Source organism: Edaphovirga cremea, from assembly GCF_003332275.1.
Taxonomy (GTDB): domain Bacteria; phylum Pseudomonadota; class Gammaproteobacteria; order Enterobacterales; family Enterobacteriaceae; genus Edaphovirga; species Edaphovirga cremea.
On the sequence record NZ_QOVA01000003.1, the window covers coordinates 39104 to 60441 of the forward strand.

Here is a 21338-nt window from a genome sequence, read left to right on the forward strand (position 1 = left end):
CCACAGTCTCCTCTTACTGGAATCCGCCATGCCCCAATTCTTTACAATGTTGTTGAATGACTGTTAAACCACGAGTTACCGCTTCGTTATATTGCGCTACAATGGCCTTCTATTAATTCATAGCAGGCCATTGCGGCCTCGCGTCCGTCAGGAATTGTAATGCATGTCTGAAAGTAAAACGTCGATTCTGCCTCCTATTCAATGGCTTGATGACGCTGAACCGGTGCCTGCAGAAATTGCCGATTGGTTGATGGAACTGGGTTCAATGACCAGGCGTTTTGAAGAACATTGCCATAAGGTCACCGTTGAGCCCCGTAATGAATATTTCATCACGCGTGAGCAACTTGGGAAGGACGAGGCCGAGCAGTTGCCTGTCAGTGAACGATACTGGTTGAGGGAGATTGTCTTGTTCGGTGATGGCCGGCCCTGGCTGCTGGGGAGAACGGTGATTCCGCAACAGACATTAACCGGGTCAGATCAGGCGCTGGTGGATCTGGGTACGCTCCCACTTGGCCGTTATCTTTTCAGTGGCGACAATCTAACCCGCGACTATATTCAAACAGGTAAGCAAGGTGTGTTCTGGGCACGGCGATCTCGTTTACGGCTGTCGGATAAGCCCTTGCTGCTGACCGAAATTTTTCTGGCAGAATCACCGTTGTATCGGGTGCAGGACAGTGAAGAATAAGCAATAAAGTGGGAGAGATATAAGTGGAGGGAAGTGTGACTCAAAGCAAATGGTTGGCCTATTGCCGCCTGATGCGAATCGACAAACCAATTGGTTCTTTGTTGTTATTGTGGCCCACGTTATGGGCACTTTGGCTTGCTGGACAGGGCGTCCCGCAACTGAAAATTTTGCTGGTTTTTGTTTTGGGTGTTTTCATGATGCGTGCTGCCGGGTGCGTGGTAAATGACTATGCGGATCGCAAGTTTGATGGTCATGTAAAACGCACTGCCAGTCGCCCCTTGCCCAGTGGCACTATTAGCGAACGCGAAGCGAAAGTGTTGTTCATCAGCCTGGTACTGCTTTCGTTTGCCCTGGTTCTGACGCTCAATGCGATGACCATCTGGCTATCATTGGCCGCCTTGGCGCTGGCATGGGTTTATCCCTTCATGAAACGGGTTACCCATTTGCCGCAGGTGGTACTCGGTGCCGCATTTGGCTGGTCGATTCCCATGGCTTATGCCGCTGTCAGTGAGACCCTACCGCTCAGTTGTTGGTTATTGTTCCTCGCCAATATCTGTTGGACAGTCGCTTATGATACGCAATACGCCATGGTGGATCGTGATGATGATGTGCGGATTGGTATAAAATCGACAGCGGTTCTGTTTGGTCGCTACGATAAATTGATTATCGGCATATTGCAGTTGGTTACGCTGTTATTGATGGCGTATGTTGGTTATCTGGCGGAACTGGGTGGGGCATTTTACTGGTCTATCTTACTGGCCGGTGCGCTGTTTATTCACCAGCAAAAAGTCATCGCCAAGCGGCAACGCGACCCCTGTTTCCAGGCCTTTTTGAATAATAACTATGTTGGCCTGGTACTGTTTATCGGCATTTTTCTGAGTTACTCACAAATTGGCTGGTAATCGCTGAACGTGAGGCATAAAAAAAGCACCGCAGTTCAATTGCGGTGCTTTTTTTGGCAATTCATACCCATCAGTTCTCTTCGCGATCCTGTTCTTCGACCACGTCGACTTCCTTGGATTCCAGGCTCAACTCGGCAGGCATAATCACGCTTTCAATCGTCAGTCTTATTTCCGGTGACATCAAATCGCTGAGCAGGTTGTACACCGCCAAGGTATGGGCCGGGATCGCATCACCAATATCATTGATATAGCCTTCTGCACGTAGCGTTGCTACCAGCGTGGAGAACACTGCTTTATCAAAGAACTCCGGCGCATTGATTCCATGCAGAACAGACAACCGCTGGGCCATGATGCGACTCTCCTTCTCAAGCGCGCCACGACTGATGCTTGGGCTGGCGCTGAGAAGAGAGAGCGTGATGGCATAACGCTGCAATGTTTCACGCACGCCAGCCGCCAGTAATTGCAGTGGGCGGATACGGGCAGGGTTCAGCGCCAGTTCTTCACCGTGGTCGATAATCAGTTGCTGACGCGCCAGCTCATCGCACAGGGTGTGAAGCACCTGTGGCAGTTGTTCAATGCCGTAATGCAGGAACAGTTCAGACTTCAGCATTGGATAGATCAGGCTAATCTGGCGTAACAGTTCGGTACGGCTCACCTTGCGATGATGCATCACTATGCTGGCAATCAACGATGGCAACACCAGCATGTGGTGAATATTGTTACGGTAGTAGGTCATCAGCACCGCCTGCTCGCGTGGCAGGATGATGATGTCACCGATGTTATCTTTCTCGACTTCGAACTTGTTCATGTTCAAAGCATGATCGAGAAGTTTTTCTGCGCTGTGCTGCGGTACGGTGGAATCCTTGGCATAAGGAACGTTGCGCATCAACTGCAGATAACATTCCAACTGCTCAAGCAATTGCTCCCGGGTAAGGGAACGTTGACGCGAAGCCAGCAGCGCGGTAGAACACAGATTCATCGCGTTGGCGGCAGCGGCATTGTTAATCCGTACCATGATCTGATCCGCCAAATCCTGCACGATGGGGGTCAGCCAACTTGGGCGGTGTGCTTCAATAGGATCGATGGCATCACGCCACTTTGGAACATGCTGATTCAGGTAAGAGGTCAGATGTATCGGTTCACCAAAGTTCACGTATCCCTGACCCAGGTTGCGCAGTTTGCGCAACCCACTGATCATTTGCATGAAACTCTCTTTTTCTTTGGTCGCACCGCGTAACTCTTTGGCGTAGGTTCCGACTTCCATGACATGCTCATAACCGATATAGATCGGTACCAGCGTGATCGGACGACTGCCACCGCGCAGCATCGCCTGAATAGTCATCGCCAGCGTACCGGTTTTCGGTTCCAGCAGGCGACCGGTGCGGGAACGCCCTCCTTCAACGAAATACTCAACCGAGTAACCACGGGTGAACAGTTCACCCAGATATTCACGGAATACGGTTGAATAGAGCTTATTACCTTTAAAGGTACGCCGGATAAAGAAGGCACCGAGCCGACGGAAAATAGGTCCGGCTGGCCAGAAATTGAGGTTAATCCCGGCGGCGATATGCGGTGGCACCAATCCCTGATGATAGAGCACATAGGAGAGCAGCAGATAGTCCATGTGGCTGCGATGGCAGGGAACATAGACGATCTCCTGACCGTCCTGCGCCAGTTGGCGGACCCGCTCTGCATTATGGACGTTGATGCCCTGATAAAGGCGGTTCCAGGTCCAGCTCAATATTCGATCGGAGAGTCGCACGGCCTCATAGGAAAAATCGGCAGCGATCTCTTCCATCAAGGCAATGGCATTCTGCTGGGCTTTCTCATGGGAAATTTTCTTGCTGCGCGCTTCATCTTCTACTGCTTTTTCAATCGCTTTTGAAGCCAGCAATTTATTGAACAGATCCTGGCGAACCGGCAATCTTGGGCCAACCGCAGCCAAACGCTGGCGGGAGAAATGCATTCTCGCCACGCGCGCCAGTTTCTGCGCAATGGTTTTATCCGTGCCATGCTCGGTCGCCATATAACGCAGCGAAACCGTGTTGGAGAAACGGACGAAACTGTCGCGACCCAACCAGAGGACGGCAAAGAATTTCTGCACGCCATTCAGTACCCGCAGATGCGGAGCACTCTGGCCTTCGCGACCGGGAGAACGCCCAAACATCACTGAAACCGGCAGCATCTGGATATCAAGCGCCGGATTGCTACGGTGCAAATCAAGGTAATCGTGGAACAGCTTTACCGATTCCTGTTTGGGAGCGTAGTAATGAAAGACGCGCGGCCCGTGATCGATAAACACGTGGCTGGGGAGTTGGACGCCATCGATCTCCAAAGGGATGAGCGGATCCGGCAGATCTTGCGCCAGGCATTGTGCCCGCAGCGTCAGCAGATCTGCTTTTGAATTGTAAGGTAAAACATACAGAATCGGTCTGGTCGGATCCAAACGTAGCTCGGTGACCGGATCTGCAGGGATAACCTTGCTTCTTACCAGCAATTTCAGCGGTAAGTTCAATAACTTATAATATAATCTACGCCAACCTGACATAACAACTTAAAGCCTCTTGTTAGCAATGCGCCGCAAGGATACCAGAATCCGTGGTGGAGATCTGTGGTGCTGAGACAACGAATAAACGCTAAAATGCCGTAAAGCCCACCTCATGACGTGCAAATTATGGCAAATCAAACAAATGGATTGTTGAGAATATATAAAGCAGCAGGATATTCCATTAAAGGCCTCGTCGCCGCGTGGAAAAATGAAGCCGCTTTCCGGCAAGAAGCCGTAATGGCCATTCCTGCTATTTTAATCGCTTTATGGCTGGATGTGACCAACATAGAACGAATTTTATTGATTGGATCCGTTATTTTGGTGCTTATCATCGAGGTACTGAATAGCGCGCTCGAATCTATCGTTGATCGCATTGGTAGTGAATGGCATGAATTATCGGGCCGGGCAAAAGATATGGGATCGGCCGCCGTCTCCCTCAGTCTGCTATTGGCACTCTTTATTTGGGTGACATTGCTCTGGCGTTATCTGACCTGAGTCGAGAAAAGTATAAAATATCCGCTTTAATCCCTGTTTTTGTTAAATGCCCGGTTTTCAATCACCCTTTACCTGTATATACTCACAGCAAGACTGTATAAACAACCAGGGGGCGGGATGAAAGCATTAACTACCAGACAGCAAGAGGTCTATGACCTGATTCGCGATCATATTTCGCAGACAGGCATGCCACCAACGCGTGCTGAGATCGCACAGCGTCTGGGGTTCCGCTCACCGAACGCTGCTGAAGAGCATTTGAAAGCCCTGGCACGCAAAGGCGTAATCGAAATTGTTTCTGGGGCGTCGCGCGGTATCCGGCTGCTCATGGAAGAAGTGGAAGGTTTGCCGTTGGTAGGTCGGGTGGCTGCGGGTGAACCTTTACTGGCACAACAGCATATTGAAGGCCATTATCAGGTCGATCCTTCCATGTTTAAACCAAATGCCGATTTTCTACTGCGCGTCAGCGGGATGTCGATGAAAGACATCGGCATTCTTGATGGCGATTTGTTGGCTGTGCATAAAACGCAGGATGTCCGCAATGGTCAGGTTGTTGTTGCGCGCATTGAAGACGAAGTGACGGTTAAACGTCTAAAGAAACAGGGCAATATTGTTCATCTGCTGCCTGAGAACAATGAGTTTGAACCTATTATTGTTGATTTGCGCCAGCAAAATTTCTCTATCGAAGGATTGGCTGTCGGTGTAATCCGCAACGGTGACTGGAGCTAACACCTCCGCTTGACCAACTTGTTCAAACCAGACTTGTTCAAACCAGATTGGTGGTAGCACTTTCCCCTTCCAGACCGCGCCCCTTAATTGGGGCGTTGTCGTTTTTATCGACCTTGCCCAAGGTTGTCTGTTGAGCGGAATACTCCCCGCGTCACGCTTTGTAGACATATTTAATTACATATCTGGATGATGACTAAATCGCCTCATTACTCGTTGTTTTTACTGTTCTTTTACCTTTCCCATGACGAGTAATTTTTTTATAATTAGTTAATTACCTCTGTCAAAAGCCAGATACTCCGAATTCTTCACTATAGTTATTACCAAGGTCAGCATGTTTGTAGCGTTTAATTCTGCTTTGTTTCTATATCGTTAGTGATGTCGAAACCCTTTAATGCAGTATCAAACAAATGTGTTAGGCCTGATTTATCTAAAACTGACGAAGAGCTGTATGAATACGAATTCGTTGATGTCAGACGAAAATTCATACGGAGTTAAAACCTAAGGTATGGAGATTTTATGATGAATAAAGATGAAGCCGGCGGTAACTGGAAGCAGTTTAAAGGTAAAGTGAAAGAACAATGGGGTAAACTTACCGATGATGATCTGACTATCGTTGAAGGTAAACGCGAGCAGTTGATAGGTAAGATCCAGGAAAGATATGGCTATCAAAGAGAAGCCGCTGAAAAAGAAGTGAAAGAGTGGGAAGGTCGTAATAAGTACCACTGGTAAGTCAAATTTTCACTCACTTCTTTCTTTAAAACCTAGAGTTTTAGGACTCATGTCTTTTAAATAAGACGGTATTATAAAAATCTCTGGTCGCTCCCGCTGCTCCTACCCGATTAGCAACGACCAGGATAAAGTGGTACAAGGATGTACCCGCACTTTTTCCCTATCTACTCTGCTCATCTGTCCTGATAAAACCTGATTGAAGTTTATACGCACCGAAATAATCGATCGGGTTTCGCTTTTACGGCGAAAACCCAGCTTTTCAATCAGCGCTTTTTCAACACGATGCTGTGATCGTGTTCGCAACTTTCCTGATGATCGCAAGATTCAACTTCACGACATTGCGGGCATAAACCATGGGCTTCTACGACGCTGTGCCTCAGGGCAAATCCCGCCTCTTGCGCGAGTTTGGCCAGCGCCTCTTCGATGCCTTCGGTCGTTTTCTCGGTTACCAGACTGCAACGGTCGCAGATAAAAAGTGCCGATGTATGGGTGGGTTCTTCAAAGTGATGACACAGAACATAGCTGTTTGCCGACTCGACGCGATGAATAAATCCCTGCTCAAGCAAAAAATCCAGCGCACGATAGACCGTTGGCGGTTTGGCCTGGGGTTCTGAAACGCGCAGCAGATCAAGAAGGTCATAGGCACTGATCGCCCCGGGTTGCTGCGCCATGAGGCGTAGGACTTCCAGCCGTTGCGGGGTCAGGCGCACATTCCTTTGCTGACAGAGATTTTCCGCCTGCGCGAGTAGCCTTTCCTGGTTGGTTGAGTTCATAGCAATATTCCCGGTACATGAAGAAAACTGATTTTATCATGTTTAGCGCCAATCACCGATATAGCGACGCTAACTGAGAGAGTTAACGTGTATTCATAGATTATATTCTATTCAAAGCATCAGCCCACTGTTCCACGTTTCAGCACATGTGCAGCCTGGGGTGCCAGATCAACCTTCTGTGATATAATCCACGGCTCTGTTCCTGTTGCCGCACTTGGTGTTGGCGTGAGGAATGCCGATGATGCCACCGGAAAAGAATTCACGTTACATGTCAGATAATCACAGTTCACACACCCTACATACTTTACCAACTCAAGCGCCCGCAGCGCCTTTTGCACTGCAACGTTTTTCCATTGCGCCGATGCTGGATTGGACCGATCGCCATTGCCGCTATTTCCATCGTCTGCTGAGCGGGCAAGCGCTGCTGTATACCGAAATGGTCACTACGGGCGCGATTATTCACGGCAAAGGTGATTATCTGGCCTATAGCGATCAGGAGCATCCCGTAGCCTTGCAACTGGGTGGCAGCGATCCTGCCGCATTGGCGCAATGTGCGAAACTCGCTGAAGCCCGCGGCTATGATGAGATCAACCTTAACGTAGGTTGTCCGTCCGATCGGGTACAGAACGGCATGTTCGGTGCTTGCCTGATGGCACAGTCAACTCTGGTGGCCGATTGCATTAAAGCGATGCGTGACGTCGTGTCCATCCCGGTTACGGTGAAAACCCGCATTGGTATTGATGAGCAGGACAGCTACGAATTTCTATGTGATTTTGTGCAAACGGTGGCTGAACGGGGAAATTGTGAGGTGTTCACGATCCATGCCCGTAAAGCCTGGCTTTCTGGCCTCAGTCCGAAGGAGAATCGCGAAATACCGCCGCTGGATTATCCGCGGGTCTATCAGCTAAAGCGCGATTTTCCGCATCTGACGATCGCGATTAACGGTGGAATCAAAACTCTGGAAGAGGCGAAACAGCATCTCCAGCATCTTGATGGTGTCATGATTGGTCGTGAAGCCTATCAGAATCCGGGCATGCTGGCGCAAGTCGATCGCGAACTGTTTGATGGTCAGGCCGCGGTACCAGACAGCGTGGATATTGTGCGCGCGCTCTATCCGTATATAGAAGCTGAGTTGTCGAAGGGGACCTATCTTGGTCATATTACTCGCCATATTCTCGGAATATTTCAGAGTATCCCTGGCGCACGGCAATGGCGTCGCCACCTGAGTGAAAATGCCCATAAAGCGGGCGCAGATGTCGCGGTGGTTGAACAGGCGCTGCAACACGTTATTCGTCCGCAGCGAAATTCACTATAAGTTGGTTTTTTTGACCACGTCCAATGAGAGCTGATTTGGGCGTGGTATTACTTTTCAATGAGTTAGTCCTTCCGCAATTCTGGCACGTTTCTTGTAATACCTGACATAGATTCTGGTTTCCACAGTGATAATGTTGAGGAACATACCATGCTAGAAATTTTCTTTATTGTGGGGTTTTTCCTGATGCTGCTCGTCACGGGTGTTTCGTTAGTGGGAATGGTGGCTGCGCTGTTTGTCGCTGCGCTATTTATGCTGGTGGGTGGTTTGTTCGCCATGGTTATAAAAATGTTACCGTGGCTGGTTCTGGCCGTAGTAGTGGTTTGGATTTACCGGACGATGCAAAGACCAAAATTACCGCGTTATTGAATAGTCTTACGGAAGAGAATGCAGTTTTTTATTATTTATCAGTATGATGGATATTTGTTTTCGAATCTCTATTGCAATAAAATGCATATAACTTTTACTTATGCGGCAGAGATCACAGGTTTTATCTTAAGTCAGATCAAACCGCGATTAAGGATATTTTTTAACATGGGTGACTGATAGGATGCTTATCCTTATCGATTTCAGGTCCCATTTTCATCCGCCTGGCGAGATAAATAATAGTCGCAATAGCGACACCGTCCACCGGGTTTTACTCTGTAGTACCCCTACAAACTGGCAAATGTGTCGCTGGTGTATAAAGCAACAATACCATCAGAGGGCTCCCTAAACGGAGCCCTCTTTGTTTGTAATGATGAGTTTGTAGCGATGAATTTTGTGGCGATGAATCGTGCCGATGATGCGATTATTTCCCGGGGATCAGCAGGCTTGAGCCTTGTGTCGCGCGGCTTTGCAACATTTCGTGGGCGCGTTGCGCCTCAGAAAGTGGAAACTTCTGTTTTTCATCCACGTCCACTTTTATCGCACCACTGGCAATCAGCGAAAAGAGTTCATTACTCGCAGTCACCAGCTCTTGATGAGTGGTGATATAACCATTGAGAGAAGGGCGGGTAACATACAGCGAACCTTTCTGGTTCAGAATTCCCAGATCAATGCCGGTGACTGCACCAGACGCGTTACCAAAGCTGACCAGCAACCCACGGCGTTTCAGGCTGTTCAGGGAGTCCAGCCAGGTATTTTTCCCCACCGAATCATAAACAACCGCGACTCTCTCACCGTCGGTCAATTCCTCGACCCGTTTGGCAATATCTTCATGTTGGTAATTAATGGTCGCCCAGGCTCCTGCCTGTTTTGCCCGCTCCGCTTTCTCATCCGAACCGACCGTACCGATCAGTTTTGCTCCCAACGCTTTTGACCACTGGCTGGCAATTAAACCGACTCCGCCTGCCGCGGCATGGAACAGGAATTTTTCATTGGGCTGTATTTCATAAGTTTGGCGTAGCAGATAGTGTACTGTCAGGCCTTTCAGGAAGGATGCCGCACCCTGTTCAAAGCTGACCGCATTGGGTAAGTGGGCGATTCTATCTGCTGATACATTATGGTATTCGCTGTAAGCACCGAGTGAGGATTGTGCGTAGACCACGCGATCGCCTACTTTTACTCCGCTGACACCTGCGCCGACCTTGGTCACCACACCAGCCGCTTCGGTACCGAGGCCGGAAGGAAGTTGCGTGGGGGCATAGAGGCCGCTGCGAATATAGGTATCAAGATAATTGATGCCTATCGCCTTGTTTTCAACCTGAACTTCACCAGCGGCAGGATCTTGCGGTGTATAATCGACATACTGCAAAACCTCTGGACCGCCGGTTTCGCTAAACTGAATGCGCTTTGCCATGATAACTCCTCCTGATAGGGTTTGATTTCACCCTACGCTATTTGAATGTGTCGATCCAGCCATCACCCGTCTGGTCATAAGACCATTTGGAAATGAGGAATCACAAGGTCTTATAATTGAGTATACTGACGCGTCGATTAATCACAGCGACATCAGAAACTGAACACTTTCGTAGCAGGAAAATGCAACTCATGGCAGCAAAACAACCCACCAGCAAAATGTTCGACACCCGGGACCGTCAGATGGAGGGTCTCAAATTGCCGCCACACTCGCTGGAGGCTGAACAGTCCGTGCTGGGCGGTTTAATGTTGGATAATGAACGTTGGGATAACGTCGCTGAGCGCGTTTCCGCTAATGACTTTTTCAGTCGGCCACACCGGTTGATTTTTACCGAGATGCACCGCCTGCTGGAAATGGGTAAGCCGATCGATCTGATCACCCTGTCCGAGTCGCTGGAGCAGAAGAGCGATCTGGACTCCGTGGGCGGCTTTGCCTATCTGGCTGAACTATCAAAAAATACGCCAAGTGCTGCGAACATTGGTGCTTATGCAGATATTGTCCGCGAACGTGCGGTAGTTCGCGAGATGATCTCCGTTGCCAATGAAATTGCGGATGCCGGTTACGACCCGCAGGGACGCAGCAGCGAAGATCTGCTGGATTTGGCGGAGTCACGCGTTTTCCAGATCGCAGAAAGCCGCGCCAATAAAGATGATGGACCCAAAAGTATTGATCGGATTCTGGAGAGTACGGTTGCACGTATCGAAGACCTGTTCCAGCGTCCTCACGATGGTGTAACGGGCGTGTCGACCGGTTATAGCGATCTGGATAAAAAAACCGCTGGCTTGCAAAAATCCGATCTGATTATCGTGGCCGCGCGTCCCTCTATGGGTAAAACCACCTTCGCCATGAACTTGTGCGAAAACGCCGCGATGATGCAGGAAAAACCGGTGCTGATTTTCAGTCTGGAGATGCCCGGCGACCAGTTGATGATGCGTATGTTGGCCTCGCTGTCGCGCGTGGATCAGACGCGAATCCGTACCGGTCAGCTCGATGATGAGGACTGGGCGCGTATCTCAAGTACGATGGGAATTCTGCTCGAAAAGCGCAACATGTATATCGACGACTCTTCGGGGTTAACGCCAACGGAAGTTCGTTCCCGTGCGCGAAGAGTTTTCCGCGAGCACGGCGGGCTGAGCCTGATCATGATCGATTACCTACAGTTGATGCGTGTTCCTTCCCTGTCTGACAACCGTACGCTGGAGATTGCTGAAATCTCGCGTTCATTGAAAGCGCTGGCGAAGGAATTGCAGGTTCCGGTCGTTGCGCTGTCGCAGCTCAACCGAAGCCTGGAGCAGCGTGCCGACAAACGTCCGGTCAACTCCGACTTGCGTGAATCAGGCTCGATTGAGCAGGATGCGGATTTGATCATGTTTATTTATCGCGATGAGGTTTATCACGACAACAGTGATGAAAAAGGGATCGCGCAGATTATTTTGGGTAAACAGCGTAACGGCCCGATCGGGACTGTCAGGTTGAAATTTAACGGTCAATGGTCGCGTTTTGATAACTATGCCGGTCCGCAATTTGATGAAGAATAACTGAAGACAATACTTAGCTAAGGATAAGAGATGAAAGCGGCAACGGCAGTGATTGATCGCCGCGCTCTGCGACACAACCTGCAGCAGGTGCGCCGTCTGGCACCCCAGAGTCACCTGATTGCAGTTGTGAAAGCAAACGCTTATGGACACGGGTTGCTGGAAACGGCCCACACGTTGCAAGACGCTGATTGTTATGGCGTTGCGCGACTTGGCGAAGCATTGATGCTGCGCTCGGGTGGCATCGTAAAACCTATTTTGTTGCTGGAGGGTTTTTTCTCCGCCAGCGACTTGCCAATTCTGGTCGCCAATAGCATTGATACCGCAGTGCACAGCATTGAACAGCTTGAGGCACTCGAGCAGGCCACGCTGTCGCGACCGGTGAATGTCTGGATGAAACTGGATACGGGTATGCACCGGCTTGGCGTACGGCCTGATAACGCGGAGGCGTTTTACCAGCGCCTCTTGGCCTGCAAAAACGTCAATCAACCGGTCAACATCATGAGTCATTTCAGTCGTGCTGACGAACCCGAGATGGCAACGACCTTACAACAACTTGCCTGTTTCGATGCCTTTGCGCAGGGGAAACCGGGTATGCAATCCATTTCAGCGTCCGGCGGTATCTTGCTGTGGCCTGACGCGCATCGTGATTGGGTGCGTCCCGGCATTATCATGTACGGCGTTTCCCCGCTTGAACACCCGTATGCCAGTCATTATGGCTTTGAGCCGGTCATGACGCTGAAAACCAGCCTGATTGCTGTGCGCGAGCATAAAGCTGGCGAACCGGTGGGTTATGGCGGCACCTGGATCAGCGATCGCGATACGCGCCTGGGCGTGATCGCCATGGGTTATGGCGACGGTTATCCACGCAGTGCGCCCAGTGGCACACCAGTACGCATTAATGGCCGGGAAGTGCCCATCGCAGGACGGGTCTCGATGGATATGATTTCTATCGATTTGGGGCCAGAATCGCCGGACAAAGTGGGTGATGAAGTGATTCTGTGGGGGAGAGATCTGCCGGTAGAGCGAATTGCCGCCGCCAGCGGAATCAGCGCCTACGAACTCATTACTAAACTGACCTCGCGCGTTGCCATGGAATATATTGGCGACTGAGGCTGGATTTCCTCCCCCAGAAGGTTGGGGGAGGAGATTGACTCATTTCTTTATTGATTCATTAATACATTAATTGGTTGGGGTTGCCAGCCATACGCTGATAATTTCCTCATACTTGCCCGTGGCTTTTGTCAGGTGAAGCCACTGATCCACGTACAGTTTCCAGTTGATATCATCACGCGGCAACATATATGCCTTCTCCCCGTACTGCATCGGTTTTTTCGGGTTTACGGCACATAATTGTGGGTAATGTTTCTGCTGGAACAGCGCTTCTGACGCATCCGTTATCATCACATCTGCTTTTTTATCAACGAGTTGCTGAAAAATAGCTACGTTATCATGCGTGAGGGTCAGATTGCCTTCAGGCAGGAGCGCATGCACGAATGCTTCATTTGTTCCACCGGCAGGTTCAAGCAGTCGAACGCTGGGTTTATTGATTTGCTTGATGGTCTGGTATTTCTTCACATCTTCACAGCGAACAAATGGAATCTTGCCGTCAATGTCGACGATATCCGTAAAGTTGGCTTTCTTCTGTCGCTCAAGCGTCACCGACACACCACCCATGGCAATATCGCATTTGCCAGACAGGAAATCTGGCATCAGGGTTTTCCAGGTGGTTTTGATAAAATTGACCTTGGCACCGAGGCTTTCAGCCAGGGATTCCGCCATGGCAATATCGATCCCTTCATACTTACCGTCCTCGCGTAGGTAAGTGTAAGGCTTGTAATCACCGGTGGTGCAAACGTTAAGTGTACCCTGCTGTAAAACCTGATCCAGTCGCGACTGTGCAGCGCTTGCGCTGCCCGCGACGATCAGTAATAAAGTGGCTAATAGTGTTTTGTTCATTATCTATCCCGGATTATGCATTATCGGCAGGCGCATTGACTGCCGTTAGAGTGAGTTTCCTTTTTTTGCTTCGATACCCTATTGCCAACGCCAATAACCAGACGGGGATCGGTAAGACCGACATCTGAATACCGGGCGTCAAGTACATAATAACCAGAATTCCGCTCAGGAACAGTAGGCCAGGAATATTCGTCAGCGGATATTGCAATCGGGAGAATTAACCGAAAAGGGGCAACGGCGCGGCATGAGTATCGCTTTGTGCTCGTCAGGGATCGCCAAAGGCAGAAAAACTGGTAGGCTGTTATGCAGTGATCATGTCGATAACATTACGCGGCGCGTTAGCGTATAACCCCTTACCCTGAAAAAGAACGAACCAAGGAGAGTAGCACCATGTTCCAAAATGTTGATGCCTACGCGGGTGACCCCATTCTGTCGCTGATGGAAAGTTTCAAAAAAGATCCGAGAGAGCAAAAGGTTAACCTGAGTATCGGGCTGTATTATGACGAGCACGGTGTGATCCCGCAGATGAAAGCGGTTGAAGCCGCCGAAGCGCAACTGAATGCAACGTCACAGGGTGCCTCCGTCTATTTGCCGATGGAAGGTTTGCAGCCTTACCGCGCTGCTATCCAGCAGTTGTTGTTTGGTGCCGATCACGCGATGTTGCAGCAACAGCGCATTGCTACCATCCAAACGGTGGGGGGATCGGGTGCGCTGAAAGTGGGGGCCGATTTCCTTAAGCGCTATTTCCCGGATTCTGAGGTATGGGTCAGCGATCCAACCTGGGAAAACCACATTGCAATTTTCTCCGGTTCCGGTTTCAACGTTCATACTTATCCGTACTTTGATGCTGAGAACTTGTCTGTCAATGTTGAGGCGATGCTGACCAGCCTGCAAAAATTACCGCTGAAAAGTATCGTGTTGCTTCATCCGTGCTGTCATAACCCGACCGGTTCCGACCTGACCAATGAACAGTGGGACAAAGTGATTCTGGTGGCCAAAGAGCGCCAGTTGATTCCGTTCCTTGATATTGCCTATCAGGGTTTTGGTGCCGGATTGAACGAAGATGCGTACGCCATCCGCGCGATGGCGCAAGCTGAATTGCCGTGTCTGGTCAGTAATTCCTTCTCTAAAATCTTCTCGTTGTATGGCGAACGCGTTGGCGGCTTGTCTGTCGTCTGTGAGAGCAGTGAAGCAGCCAACCGCGTTTTGGGGCAGTTGAAAGCGACCGTGCGCCGCAACTATTCCAGTCCGCCGAATTTTGGTGCGCAGGTTGTGGCTAAAGTACTCAACGACAATGCACTGCGTGCCGAGTGGCAGGCCGAAGTTGAGCGTATGCGCACCCGCATTATCGAAATGCGCAAAACGTTGGTGGCAACACTGAAAACAGCCGTGCCTGGGCGTAATTTCGATTATCTTATGGAGCAGCGTGGTATGTTCAGTTACACCGGCTTCAGCGTTGCTCAGGTTGATCGACTGCGTGAAGAGTTTGGTGTCTATCTGATCGCCAGTGGCCGCGTCTGTATGGCGGGCCTGAACCACGGTAACGTGCAGCGTGTCGCCGAGGCTTTTGCCGCCGTACAGTAATGGCCAGTGGCAAAAAGCAGTTTTCTCAGGGGGCGATACCCTTTATCAGGGCGATAGAGATATCGCCCTTGTTGTTTATGTGCATCTGGGAGCAATCCGAGGGTATATACTGATTAAGGTGGGCAAGATTATGTGGCATCAACAAATCATCGTCCTCAGTGCCAAGGCGCGTGGATTTCATCTGATAACTGACGAGATCGTTGACGAACTGACAACCCTGCATCGTCTGGAAGTGGGACTGGTTCACTTGCTGCTACAGCACACTTCAGCATCGCTGACGTTGAATGAAAATTGCGATTCTTCCGTCCGTTCTGATATGGAACAACACTTTTTGCGGCATGTACCGGAGAATGCAGCTTATCAACACGACGATGAGGGGGCTGATGACATGCCGGCTCACATTAAATCGTCGCTGCTTGGTGCATCATTAACCTTACCGGTGAAACACGGCAAATTGGTGCTGGGAACCTGGCAGGGCATTTGGTTGGGAGAACATCGGATACACGGCGGTCAGCGTAGAATCGTCGTTACCTTACAAGGGGAATAAAGATGACAAGTTCGGACCTTCTTGAATACTGCATGTCCAAACCCGGCGCGGACCAAAGCGTAGACAATCAATGGAATGCGAATCAGATAAAAGTGGGCGAGGTGATGTTTGCCATGGTGAACGATATTCAGGGCCGACCTGCGATCTCCCTGAAAACCAGCCCGGAAGTTGCCGATAGATTGCGGGCAAAGTATGCCCAGATCGTACCCGGCGAACATCTGAACAAGGCCCATTGGAACACCATATTTCTTGAAGGCGATCTGCCTGATTCCCAATTCTATTATATGATCGACAGTTCCTACCAACTGGTGGTTTCGGGACTACCGGAAGATGTCCGGCACGGGCTGGGGGTTTGAAAAAACCTGACGCCTGAAAAGTTCCAGGTTCGATAAAAAGGGCGATACTTTGATCGCCCTGATAAATACATCGCCCTGATAAATAGATCACCCTGACAAATCGTATCGCCTGGTAAAAGCGTTATGCTGACTTTTTGCGCTTGTCCAGATGGCGAGCGAGCAACGGTTTGAGGAAGCGTGCCGTATGCGATTCCTGACATTCCGCCACGGTTTCCGGCGTTCCTGATACCAGGATCTCACCACCACCGTTTCCGCCTTCAGGGCCGAGATCGACAATCCAATCCGCAGTTTTAATCACATCCAGATTATGCTCAATCACCACGATGGTATTGCCTTGATCGCGGAGCTGATGCAGAACCGCCAGCAACTGCTGAATATCGGCGAAGTGCAGACCGGTAGTCGGTTCATCCAGAATATACAGGGTTTGCCCGGTACCGCGTTTTGACAGTTCGCGCGCCAGCTTAACGCGCTGGGCCTCACCGCCAGACAGCGTGGTCGCCGACTGACCCAGACGAATATAGGATAAACCTACATCCATCAAGGTTTGCAGTTTGCGCGCCAGCGCCGGAACGGCATCAAAGAAATCACGCGCCTCTTCAATGGTCATATCCAGCACTTCGTGAATGCTTTTGCCTTTATAACGGATCTCCAGCGTTTCACGGTTATAGCGTTTACCTCTGCACTGATCGCACGGGACGTAAATATCGGGCAGAAAGTGCATTTCAACCTTAATAACGCCATCGCCCTGACAGGCTTCACAACGCCCGCCGCGCACGTTGAAACTGAATCGCCCCGGATTATAGCCACGGGTACGTGACTCGGGTACGCCCGCAAACAGTTCACGCACCGGGGTGAAAATCCCCGTATAGGTCGCCGGGTTTGAACGCGGCGTCCGCCCGATGGGGCTCTGGTCGATATCGATCACTTTGTCGAAGTGTTCAAGACCATGAACTTCACGGAAAGGGGCGGGTTCAGCGAGCGTCGCCCCGTTTAGCTGGCGCTGTGCGATAGGGAACAGCGTATCGTTGATCAGCGTCGATTTCCCTGAACCGGACACGCCGGTGATACAGGTGAACAACCCAACGGGCAGCGATAACGTCACATTCTTGAGGTTATTGCCCCGCGCACCCACCAGTTTCAGCACTCTGGCCGGATCGGCAGGAACACGCTGTTCAGGAATGGCGATTTCCCGCTTGCCGCTGAGGAACTGTCCGGTCAATGAATTCTCATTGGCCATAATGTCCTCTGCGGTACCTTCCGCAACAATTTCACCGCCGTGAACGCCAGCGCCTGGACCGATATCAATGATATGGTCAGCCGCCCTGATCGCATCTTCATCATGCTCTACCACAATCACGGTATTCCCGAGATTACGCAGGTGAATCAGCGTTTCGAGCAGGCGTTCGTTATCACGCTGGTGCAAGCCGATGGAGGGTTCATCCAGCACATACATCACCCCAACCAAACCGGCACCGATCTGGCTGGCCAAACGGATACGCTGCGCCTCGCCGCCGGACAGCGTTTCGGCAGAACGGGAGAGTGACAGATAATTCAGACCGACGTTGACCAGGAATTTCAGGCGGTCGCCAATCTCTTTCAAGATTTTCTCAGCAATTTGCGCCCGTTGACCGCTGAGCTTCATGCTCTGGAAGAAGGTCATCGCATGGCCGATGCTGAAGTCCGAGATTTCCGGCAGCGTGGTGTTTTCCACAAAGACATGGCGCGACTCTTCACGTAACCGGGTGCCATGACAGGATGCGCACGGACGGTTGCTAATGTACTTCGCCAGTTCTTCGCGGACTGCATTGGACTCCGTCTCTTTATAGCGACGCTCCATATTGTGCAGTACGCCTTCAAACGGATGACGGCGAATCGAGGTATCACCACGATCGTTGATATATTTGAATTCGATGGTGTCTTTGCCAGAACCCGAAAGAATGGCTTTCTGCACCGTTTCGCCCAGACTGTTGTAAGGCATTTCCACATCAAATTTGTAATGCTCGGACAGTGAGCGCAGCATCTGGAAATAGTAGAAATTTCGCCGATCCCAACCGCGGATCGCGCCGCCTGCCAATGACAGCTCAGGATTTTGTACGACCCGATCGGGATCGAAAAACTGCTGTACGCCCAGACCGTCACAGGTCGGGCAGGCACCCGCCGGGTTGTTGAACGAGAACAAACGCGGTTCCAGTTCACGCATGCTGTAGCCACAAATCGGGCAGGCAAAGTTGGCCGAAAAGAGCATCTCTTCGGCTTTTTCGTCGTCCATATCCGCCACAACGGCGGTACCGCCAGAGAGCTCCAGCGCGGTTTCAAACGATTCCGCCAAACGCTGCGCCAGATCTTCACGAACCTTGAAACGATCGACCACCACTTCAATGGTGTGTTTCTTTTGCAGTTCGAGCTTGGGTGGATCGGAGAGATCGCACACTTCACCGTCAATTCGTGCCCGGATATAGCCCTGCGTTGCCAGATTTTCCAGCGTTTTGGTGTGCTCGCCCTTACGATCTTTGATCACCGGCGCCAGCAGCATCAGTCGCCGGCCTTCCGGCTGTGCCAGAACGTTATCCACCATCTGGCTGACTGTCTGCGCCGCCAGTGTCACATCGTGTTCCGGGCAGCGCGGCTCACCCACGCGGGCAAACAGCAGGCGCAGGTAATCATGGATTTCCGTTATGGTGCCGACGGTGGAACGCGGGTTGTGTGATGTGGATTTCTGCTCGATCGAAATCGCGGGCGATAGCCCTTCAATATGATCCACATCTGGTTTTTCCATCAGCGACAGGAACTGGCGTGCATAGGCGGAGAGTGACTCCACATAGCGGCGCTGACCTTCAGCATACAGGGTATCAAAAGCCAGTGAGGATTTGCCTGAACCGGATAATCCGGTGACAACGATAAGTTTGTCGCGCGGGATAATCAGGTTGATATTCTTCAGATTATGGGTACGTGCACCCCGAACTTCTATCTTATCCATTCATCATTCCCGGAGTAAACTCAACCTCTCACCGTGCCTTTCATTGATTTCGATGGTGTGGTCTAGCCGCGCACATCAGCCATTAGATTGGGCACAGAAAGTACGAAACGGATAATTATGGCACAAATAAACCTGAATGAATATACAGTATAGTGATGTAACAGTGTCGGTATCGGCGACATTTTTGGAATCGGTATCGCAGGTATGAAGAGCCCCGATGGCATGCTAAACTAAACGGTTTAAAGTGTATAAATTACTTCATCAGGAGAGTTCCCCATGGCCAGCAGAGGCGTTAACAAAGTAATCCTTGTCGGGAATCTGGGCCAAGACCCTGAAGTCCGTTATATGCCTAACGGCGGCGCTGTTGCTAACATCACCCTGGCTACCTCCGAAAGCTGGCGTGACAAAGCAACCGGCGAGCAGAAAGAGAAAACTGAATGGCACCGTGTCGTGCTGTTTGGCAAGCTGGCAGAAGTTGCGGCTGAATACCTGCGTAAAGGTTCTCAGGTTTACATTGAAGGTGCATTGCAGACCCGTAAATGGACCGATCAGGCAGGCGTAGAAAAATACACCACGGAAGTGGTCGTCAATGTCGGCGGAACCATGCAAATGCTGGGTGGACGTCAGGGCGGCGGCGCAGGTGCACCAGCGGCGGGCGGCAATGCCGGTGCTCAGCAGGGCGGTTGGGGTCAGCCTCAGCAGCCACAGGGTGGCAACAATAACCAGTTCAGCGGTGGTGGTCAGCAAGCGCCTGCCCGCCCAGCGCAGAACAACACCCCGGCGGCCAGCAGCAACGAGCCACCGATGGACTTTGATGACGACATTCCGTTTTAAGCGCGCCGCTATCTGAAAATAGCTCGAATATCATGTAAGTCATTATGAAGAAAGCCCCTGATTTTAGGGGCTTTCTTGTTTTAGTGTGGGAGGTAATGGAAGTAAACGGGGTAATTTGTCCGTTGGCCCTGCGGTGATCCCATAGAGCCTAGTATTCTGTCTACAACCGTTCTTTACTCTTCCTTTTCCGCTTCGTCGGCAGGTTTCAGCCAGTCGGTATTATCATGGCCGGCGATCTATTCTGCGGACATCGGTCTGCCAAGCAAATATCCCTGCAAGCTGTCACATCCCATCTCCGTCAGGAACGTTTGCTGCTCACTGGTTTTAACGCCTTCTGCGACCACTTTCAAATTCAGTGTCTGTCCTAAAGCGATAACGGCTGACACGATGGTCGCGTCTTCACGCCCATTTGATTCAGCCGCTCGAGGATTTCTACGCTGGCATCCGGATTACGCATTGTGAATGAGCCGCCCACCAGCGCGCCGCGTTCTTATCCGTTGTCACTACGCGTCCGGCCATGTCGAGTGCCGTATGTGAGGCAAGTATTGCAACAATGAGAGATAGCAGTCTTTGGTGAGGTAAAAAAGAGAGTGCGGCAGCGTCTGTAGTTAACCATGGCTATAGTTAAGCATGACAACAGTTAACCATGACAACAGCTAACCGCGACGATAGGGTTTTAACTCAAGAGAGGTTATATGATCATTGTCCATCATCTTAATAACTCCCGTTCCCAGCGCATTCTGTGGATGCTTGAGGAACTTCAGGTACCTTACCAGATTGAGCCTTACCACCGGGACAAAAAAACCATGCTGGCACCACCGGCATTGAAGATGATCCATCCTCTCGGAAAGTCACCGATATTGATGGATAATGATCTGACGCTGGCGGAATCCGGGGCAATTATTGAATATTTGCAGGAAGCCTATGATGCACAGGGTAAATTAAAACCTACCGATCACTTTGCCCGTCAACAGTATCGCTACTGGCTGCATTATGCCGAGGGATCGCTAATGCCGTTATTGGTAATGAAACTGATATTTGGCCGCCTGGGTCATCCGCCGATGCCGTGGTTACTGCGGCCAATTGCTGGCGCCATAGGGCAAGGCGTGCAGAAAAATTATCTGGATAAACAGTTGGTGACCCATCGTGACTATCTTGAAAATCATCTGACCGAGAATCGATTTTTCGCGGGCAATGATTTCAGCGCCGCGGATATCCAGATGAGTTTTCCCATCGAGGTCATGGATTCGCGGGCTGGATTGGACGGGGTGCCACAAATCCAGGCGTGGCTGCAAGGGGTTCAGGCGCGTCCTGCTTACCAGCAGGCACTCAAGCAGGGAGGCCCGTATAATCTCATGGGCTGAAAACGAGAATGGCCGCCCTTGGGCAGCCATTCAAAATTTCTATGCGCGCGGTATGACATTGATGTCTGGCGCGCATCCGGCATTTCTGCCATTTTTTACTACTGCGTACTTCTTTGTGACTAGTACAACGCTTTGGACGTAGCTCCAATATAAGCTTTGCCCAGCAATTGTA

At 50.7% G+C, this 21338-nt stretch carries 19 protein-coding genes and 2 pseudogenes; 14 read left to right on the forward strand and 7 right to left on the reverse strand.

Going from position 1 to position 21338, the window contains the following annotated elements; translation table 11 throughout:
• Window positions 1-163: 163 nt before the first annotated feature.
• Both ubiC and ubiA read left to right on the forward strand, forming a co-directional pair.
• On the forward strand, window positions 164-685 hold the full coding sequence (gene ubiC, locus DRI82_RS05235; protein ID WP_114192454.1) for a chorismate lyase: 522 nt from the start codon (window positions 164-166) through the stop codon (window positions 683-685).
• A gap of 23 nt (window positions 686-708) precedes the next feature.
• Window positions 709-1587 carry a 4-hydroxybenzoate octaprenyltransferase gene (ubiA, locus tag DRI82_RS05240; RefSeq protein ID WP_114192455.1) on the forward strand — a complete coding sequence of 293 codons (879 nt, stop codon included), beginning with the start codon at window positions 709-711 and terminating at the stop codon, window positions 1585-1587.
• 70 nt (window positions 1588-1657) lie between these two features.
• Here the strand turns inward: ubiA and plsB are convergent, their stop codons facing one another.
• Window positions 1658-4135 carry a glycerol-3-phosphate 1-O-acyltransferase PlsB gene (gene plsB, locus DRI82_RS05245; protein ID WP_114192456.1) on the reverse strand — a complete coding sequence of 826 codons (2478 nt, stop codon included), beginning with the start codon at window positions 4133-4135 and terminating at the stop codon, window positions 1658-1660.
• Window positions 4136-4261: 126 nt separating this feature from the next.
• On the opposite strand from plsB, the gene DRI82_RS05250 reads away from it, so the two are divergent.
• The 3 genes from DRI82_RS05250 (at window position 4262) to DRI82_RS05260 (ending at window position 6085) form a co-directional block, all read left to right on the forward strand.
• Window positions 4262-4630, forward strand: coding sequence for a diacylglycerol kinase (locus tag DRI82_RS05250; RefSeq protein WP_114192457.1), 369 nt, complete (start codon window positions 4262-4264; stop codon window positions 4628-4630).
• A gap of 117 nt (window positions 4631-4747) precedes the next feature.
• Window positions 4748-5356: a transcriptional repressor LexA gene (gene lexA / locus DRI82_RS05255; RefSeq protein WP_114192458.1), complete on the forward strand. Its 609-nt coding sequence runs from the start codon at window positions 4748-4750 to the stop codon at window positions 5354-5356.
• Between the two features lie 519 nt (window positions 5357-5875).
• A complete protein-coding gene (locus DRI82_RS05260; RefSeq protein ID WP_114192777.1) occupies window positions 5876-6085 on the forward strand; it encodes a CsbD family protein in 210 nt (69 codons plus the stop codon).
• Between the two features lie 263 nt (window positions 6086-6348).
• Here DRI82_RS05260 and zur read toward each other — a convergent pair whose 3' ends face one another.
• Window positions 6349-6858 (reverse strand): zinc uptake transcriptional repressor Zur, encoded by a 510-nt coding sequence (gene zur / locus DRI82_RS05265; protein ID WP_114192459.1) that lies wholly within the window; start codon window positions 6856-6858, stop codon window positions 6349-6351.
• Window positions 6859-7126: 268 nt separating this feature from the next.
• Here zur and dusA point away from each other — a divergent pair, with 268 nt between their 5' ends.
• Window positions 7127-8173: a tRNA dihydrouridine(20/20a) synthase DusA gene (gene dusA / locus DRI82_RS05270; protein ID WP_114192778.1), complete on the forward strand. Its 1047-nt coding sequence runs from the start codon at window positions 7127-7129 to the stop codon at window positions 8171-8173.
• A 147-nt stretch (window positions 8174-8320) separates the two neighbouring features.
• On the forward strand, window positions 8321-8539 hold the full coding sequence (gene pspG / locus DRI82_RS05275) for an envelope stress response protein PspG (RefSeq protein WP_114192460.1): 219 nt from the start codon (window positions 8321-8323) through the stop codon (window positions 8537-8539).
• Between the two features lie 421 nt (window positions 8540-8960).
• On the opposite strand, the gene DRI82_RS05280 is transcribed toward pspG, so the two are convergent.
• Window positions 8961-9950, reverse strand: coding sequence for a quinone oxidoreductase (locus DRI82_RS05280; RefSeq protein ID WP_114192461.1), 990 nt, complete (start codon window positions 9948-9950; stop codon window positions 8961-8963).
• 191 nt (window positions 9951-10141) lie between these two features.
• On the opposite strand from DRI82_RS05280, the gene dnaB reads away from it, so the two are divergent.
• Together dnaB and alr are read left to right on the forward strand one after the other, a co-directional pair.
• Complete coding sequence (gene dnaB, locus DRI82_RS05285; RefSeq protein ID WP_114192462.1) at window positions 10142-11548, forward strand: replicative DNA helicase; 1407 nt, start codon at window positions 10142-10144, stop codon at window positions 11546-11548.
• 30 nt (window positions 11549-11578) lie between these two features.
• Entirely contained in the window at window positions 11579-12658 is a 1080-nt protein-coding gene (gene alr, locus DRI82_RS05290) for an alanine racemase (protein WP_114192463.1), read from the forward strand.
• Window positions 12659-12727: 69 nt separating this feature from the next.
• Here the strand turns inward: alr and DRI82_RS05295 are convergent, their stop codons facing one another.
• Both DRI82_RS05295 and DRI82_RS24260 read right to left on the reverse strand, forming a co-directional pair.
• On the reverse strand, window positions 12728-13504 hold the full coding sequence (locus DRI82_RS05295) for a transporter substrate-binding domain-containing protein (RefSeq protein ID WP_114192464.1): 777 nt from the start codon (window positions 13502-13504) through the stop codon (window positions 12728-12730).
• A gap of 13 nt (window positions 13505-13517) precedes the next feature.
• Window positions 13518-13721, reverse strand: a pseudogene (locus DRI82_RS24260) (aromatic amino acid transporter AroP); the annotation flags it as partial.
• A gap of 173 nt (window positions 13722-13894) precedes the next feature.
• Between DRI82_RS24260 and DRI82_RS05305 the strand changes: the two are divergent.
• The 3 genes from DRI82_RS05305 to DRI82_RS05315 all read left to right on the forward strand — a co-directional run bounded on the left by DRI82_RS05305 (window position 13895) and on the right by DRI82_RS05315 (window position 15991).
• Window positions 13895-15088, forward strand: coding sequence for an amino acid aminotransferase (locus tag DRI82_RS05305; RefSeq protein WP_114192465.1), 1194 nt, complete (start codon window positions 13895-13897; stop codon window positions 15086-15088).
• Window positions 15089-15218: 130 nt separating this feature from the next.
• A complete protein-coding gene (locus tag DRI82_RS05310; protein WP_114192466.1) occupies window positions 15219-15635 on the forward strand; it encodes a secondary thiamine-phosphate synthase enzyme YjbQ in 417 nt (138 codons plus the stop codon).
• Window positions 15636-15637: 2 nt separating this feature from the next.
• On the forward strand, window positions 15638-15991 hold the full coding sequence (locus DRI82_RS05315; protein WP_114192467.1) for an MmcQ/YjbR family DNA-binding protein: 354 nt from the start codon (window positions 15638-15640) through the stop codon (window positions 15989-15991).
• A gap of 121 nt (window positions 15992-16112) precedes the next feature.
• On the opposite strand, the gene uvrA is transcribed toward DRI82_RS05315, so the two are convergent.
• On the reverse strand, window positions 16113-18968 hold the full coding sequence (gene uvrA / locus DRI82_RS05320) for an excinuclease ABC subunit UvrA (RefSeq protein WP_114192468.1): 2856 nt from the start codon (window positions 18966-18968) through the stop codon (window positions 16113-16115).
• 276 nt (window positions 18969-19244) lie between these two features.
• Between uvrA and DRI82_RS05325 the strand changes: the two genes are divergently transcribed.
• Window positions 19245-19802, forward strand: a complete 558-nt coding sequence (locus tag DRI82_RS05325; RefSeq protein ID WP_114192469.1) for a single-stranded DNA-binding protein — start codon at window positions 19245-19247, stop codon at window positions 19800-19802.
• 236 nt (window positions 19803-20038) lie between these two features.
• On the opposite strand, the pseudogene DRI82_RS05330 reads toward DRI82_RS05325, so the two are convergent.
• Window positions 20039-20203, reverse strand: a pseudogene (locus tag DRI82_RS05330) (EAL domain-containing protein); the annotation flags it as partial.
• 294 nt (window positions 20204-20497) lie between these two features.
• On the opposite strand from DRI82_RS05330, the gene DRI82_RS05335 reads away from it, so the two are divergent.
• On the forward strand, window positions 20498-21166 hold the full coding sequence (locus DRI82_RS05335) for a glutathione S-transferase family protein (protein WP_114192471.1): 669 nt from the start codon (window positions 20498-20500) through the stop codon (window positions 21164-21166).
• The last annotated feature ends 172 nt before the right edge of the window (window positions 21167-21338 follow it).

Excerpts from the sequence above, each read along its gene's own strand:
- ubiC (WP_114192454.1), top strand. The coding sequence starts at position 164 with ATGTCTGAAAGTAAAACGTCGATTCTGCCTCCTATTCAATGGCTTGAT.
- plsB (WP_114192456.1), bottom strand. The coding sequence starts at position 4,135 with ATGTCAGGTTGGCGTAGATTATATTATAAGTTATTGAACTTACCGCTG.
- DRI82_RS05250 (WP_114192457.1), top strand. The coding sequence starts at position 4,262 with ATGGCAAATCAAACAAATGGATTGTTGAGAATATATAAAGCAGCAGGA.
- lexA (WP_114192458.1), top strand. The coding sequence starts at position 4,748 with ATGAAAGCATTAACTACCAGACAGCAAGAGGTCTATGACCTGATTCGC.
- DRI82_RS05260 (WP_114192777.1), top strand. The coding sequence starts at position 5,876 with ATGAATAAAGATGAAGCCGGCGGTAACTGGAAGCAGTTTAAAGGTAAA.
- zur (WP_114192459.1), bottom strand. The coding sequence starts at position 6,858 with ATGAACTCAACCAACCAGGAAAGGCTACTCGCGCAGGCGGAAAATCTC.
- dusA (WP_114192778.1), top strand. The coding sequence starts at position 7,127 with ATGTCAGATAATCACAGTTCACACACCCTACATACTTTACCAACTCAA.
- pspG (WP_114192460.1), top strand. The coding sequence starts at position 8,321 with ATGCTAGAAATTTTCTTTATTGTGGGGTTTTTCCTGATGCTGCTCGTC.
- DRI82_RS05280 (WP_114192461.1), bottom strand. The coding sequence starts at position 9,950 with ATGGCAAAGCGCATTCAGTTTAGCGAAACCGGCGGTCCAGAGGTTTTG.
- dnaB (WP_114192462.1), top strand. The coding sequence starts at position 10,142 with ATGGCAGCAAAACAACCCACCAGCAAAATGTTCGACACCCGGGACCGT.
- alr (WP_114192463.1), top strand. The coding sequence starts at position 11,579 with ATGAAAGCGGCAACGGCAGTGATTGATCGCCGCGCTCTGCGACACAAC.
- DRI82_RS05295 (WP_114192464.1), bottom strand. The coding sequence starts at position 13,504 with ATGAACAAAACACTATTAGCCACTTTATTACTGATCGTCGCGGGCAGC.
- DRI82_RS05305 (WP_114192465.1), top strand. The coding sequence starts at position 13,895 with ATGTTCCAAAATGTTGATGCCTACGCGGGTGACCCCATTCTGTCGCTG.
- DRI82_RS05310 (WP_114192466.1), top strand. The coding sequence starts at position 15,219 with ATGTGGCATCAACAAATCATCGTCCTCAGTGCCAAGGCGCGTGGATTT.
- DRI82_RS05315 (WP_114192467.1), top strand. The coding sequence starts at position 15,638 with ATGACAAGTTCGGACCTTCTTGAATACTGCATGTCCAAACCCGGCGCG.
- uvrA (WP_114192468.1), bottom strand. The coding sequence starts at position 18,968 with ATGGATAAGATAGAAGTTCGGGGTGCACGTACCCATAATCTGAAGAAT.
- DRI82_RS05325 (WP_114192469.1), top strand. The coding sequence starts at position 19,245 with ATGGCCAGCAGAGGCGTTAACAAAGTAATCCTTGTCGGGAATCTGGGC.
- DRI82_RS05335 (WP_114192471.1), top strand. The coding sequence starts at position 20,498 with ATGATCATTGTCCATCATCTTAATAACTCCCGTTCCCAGCGCATTCTG.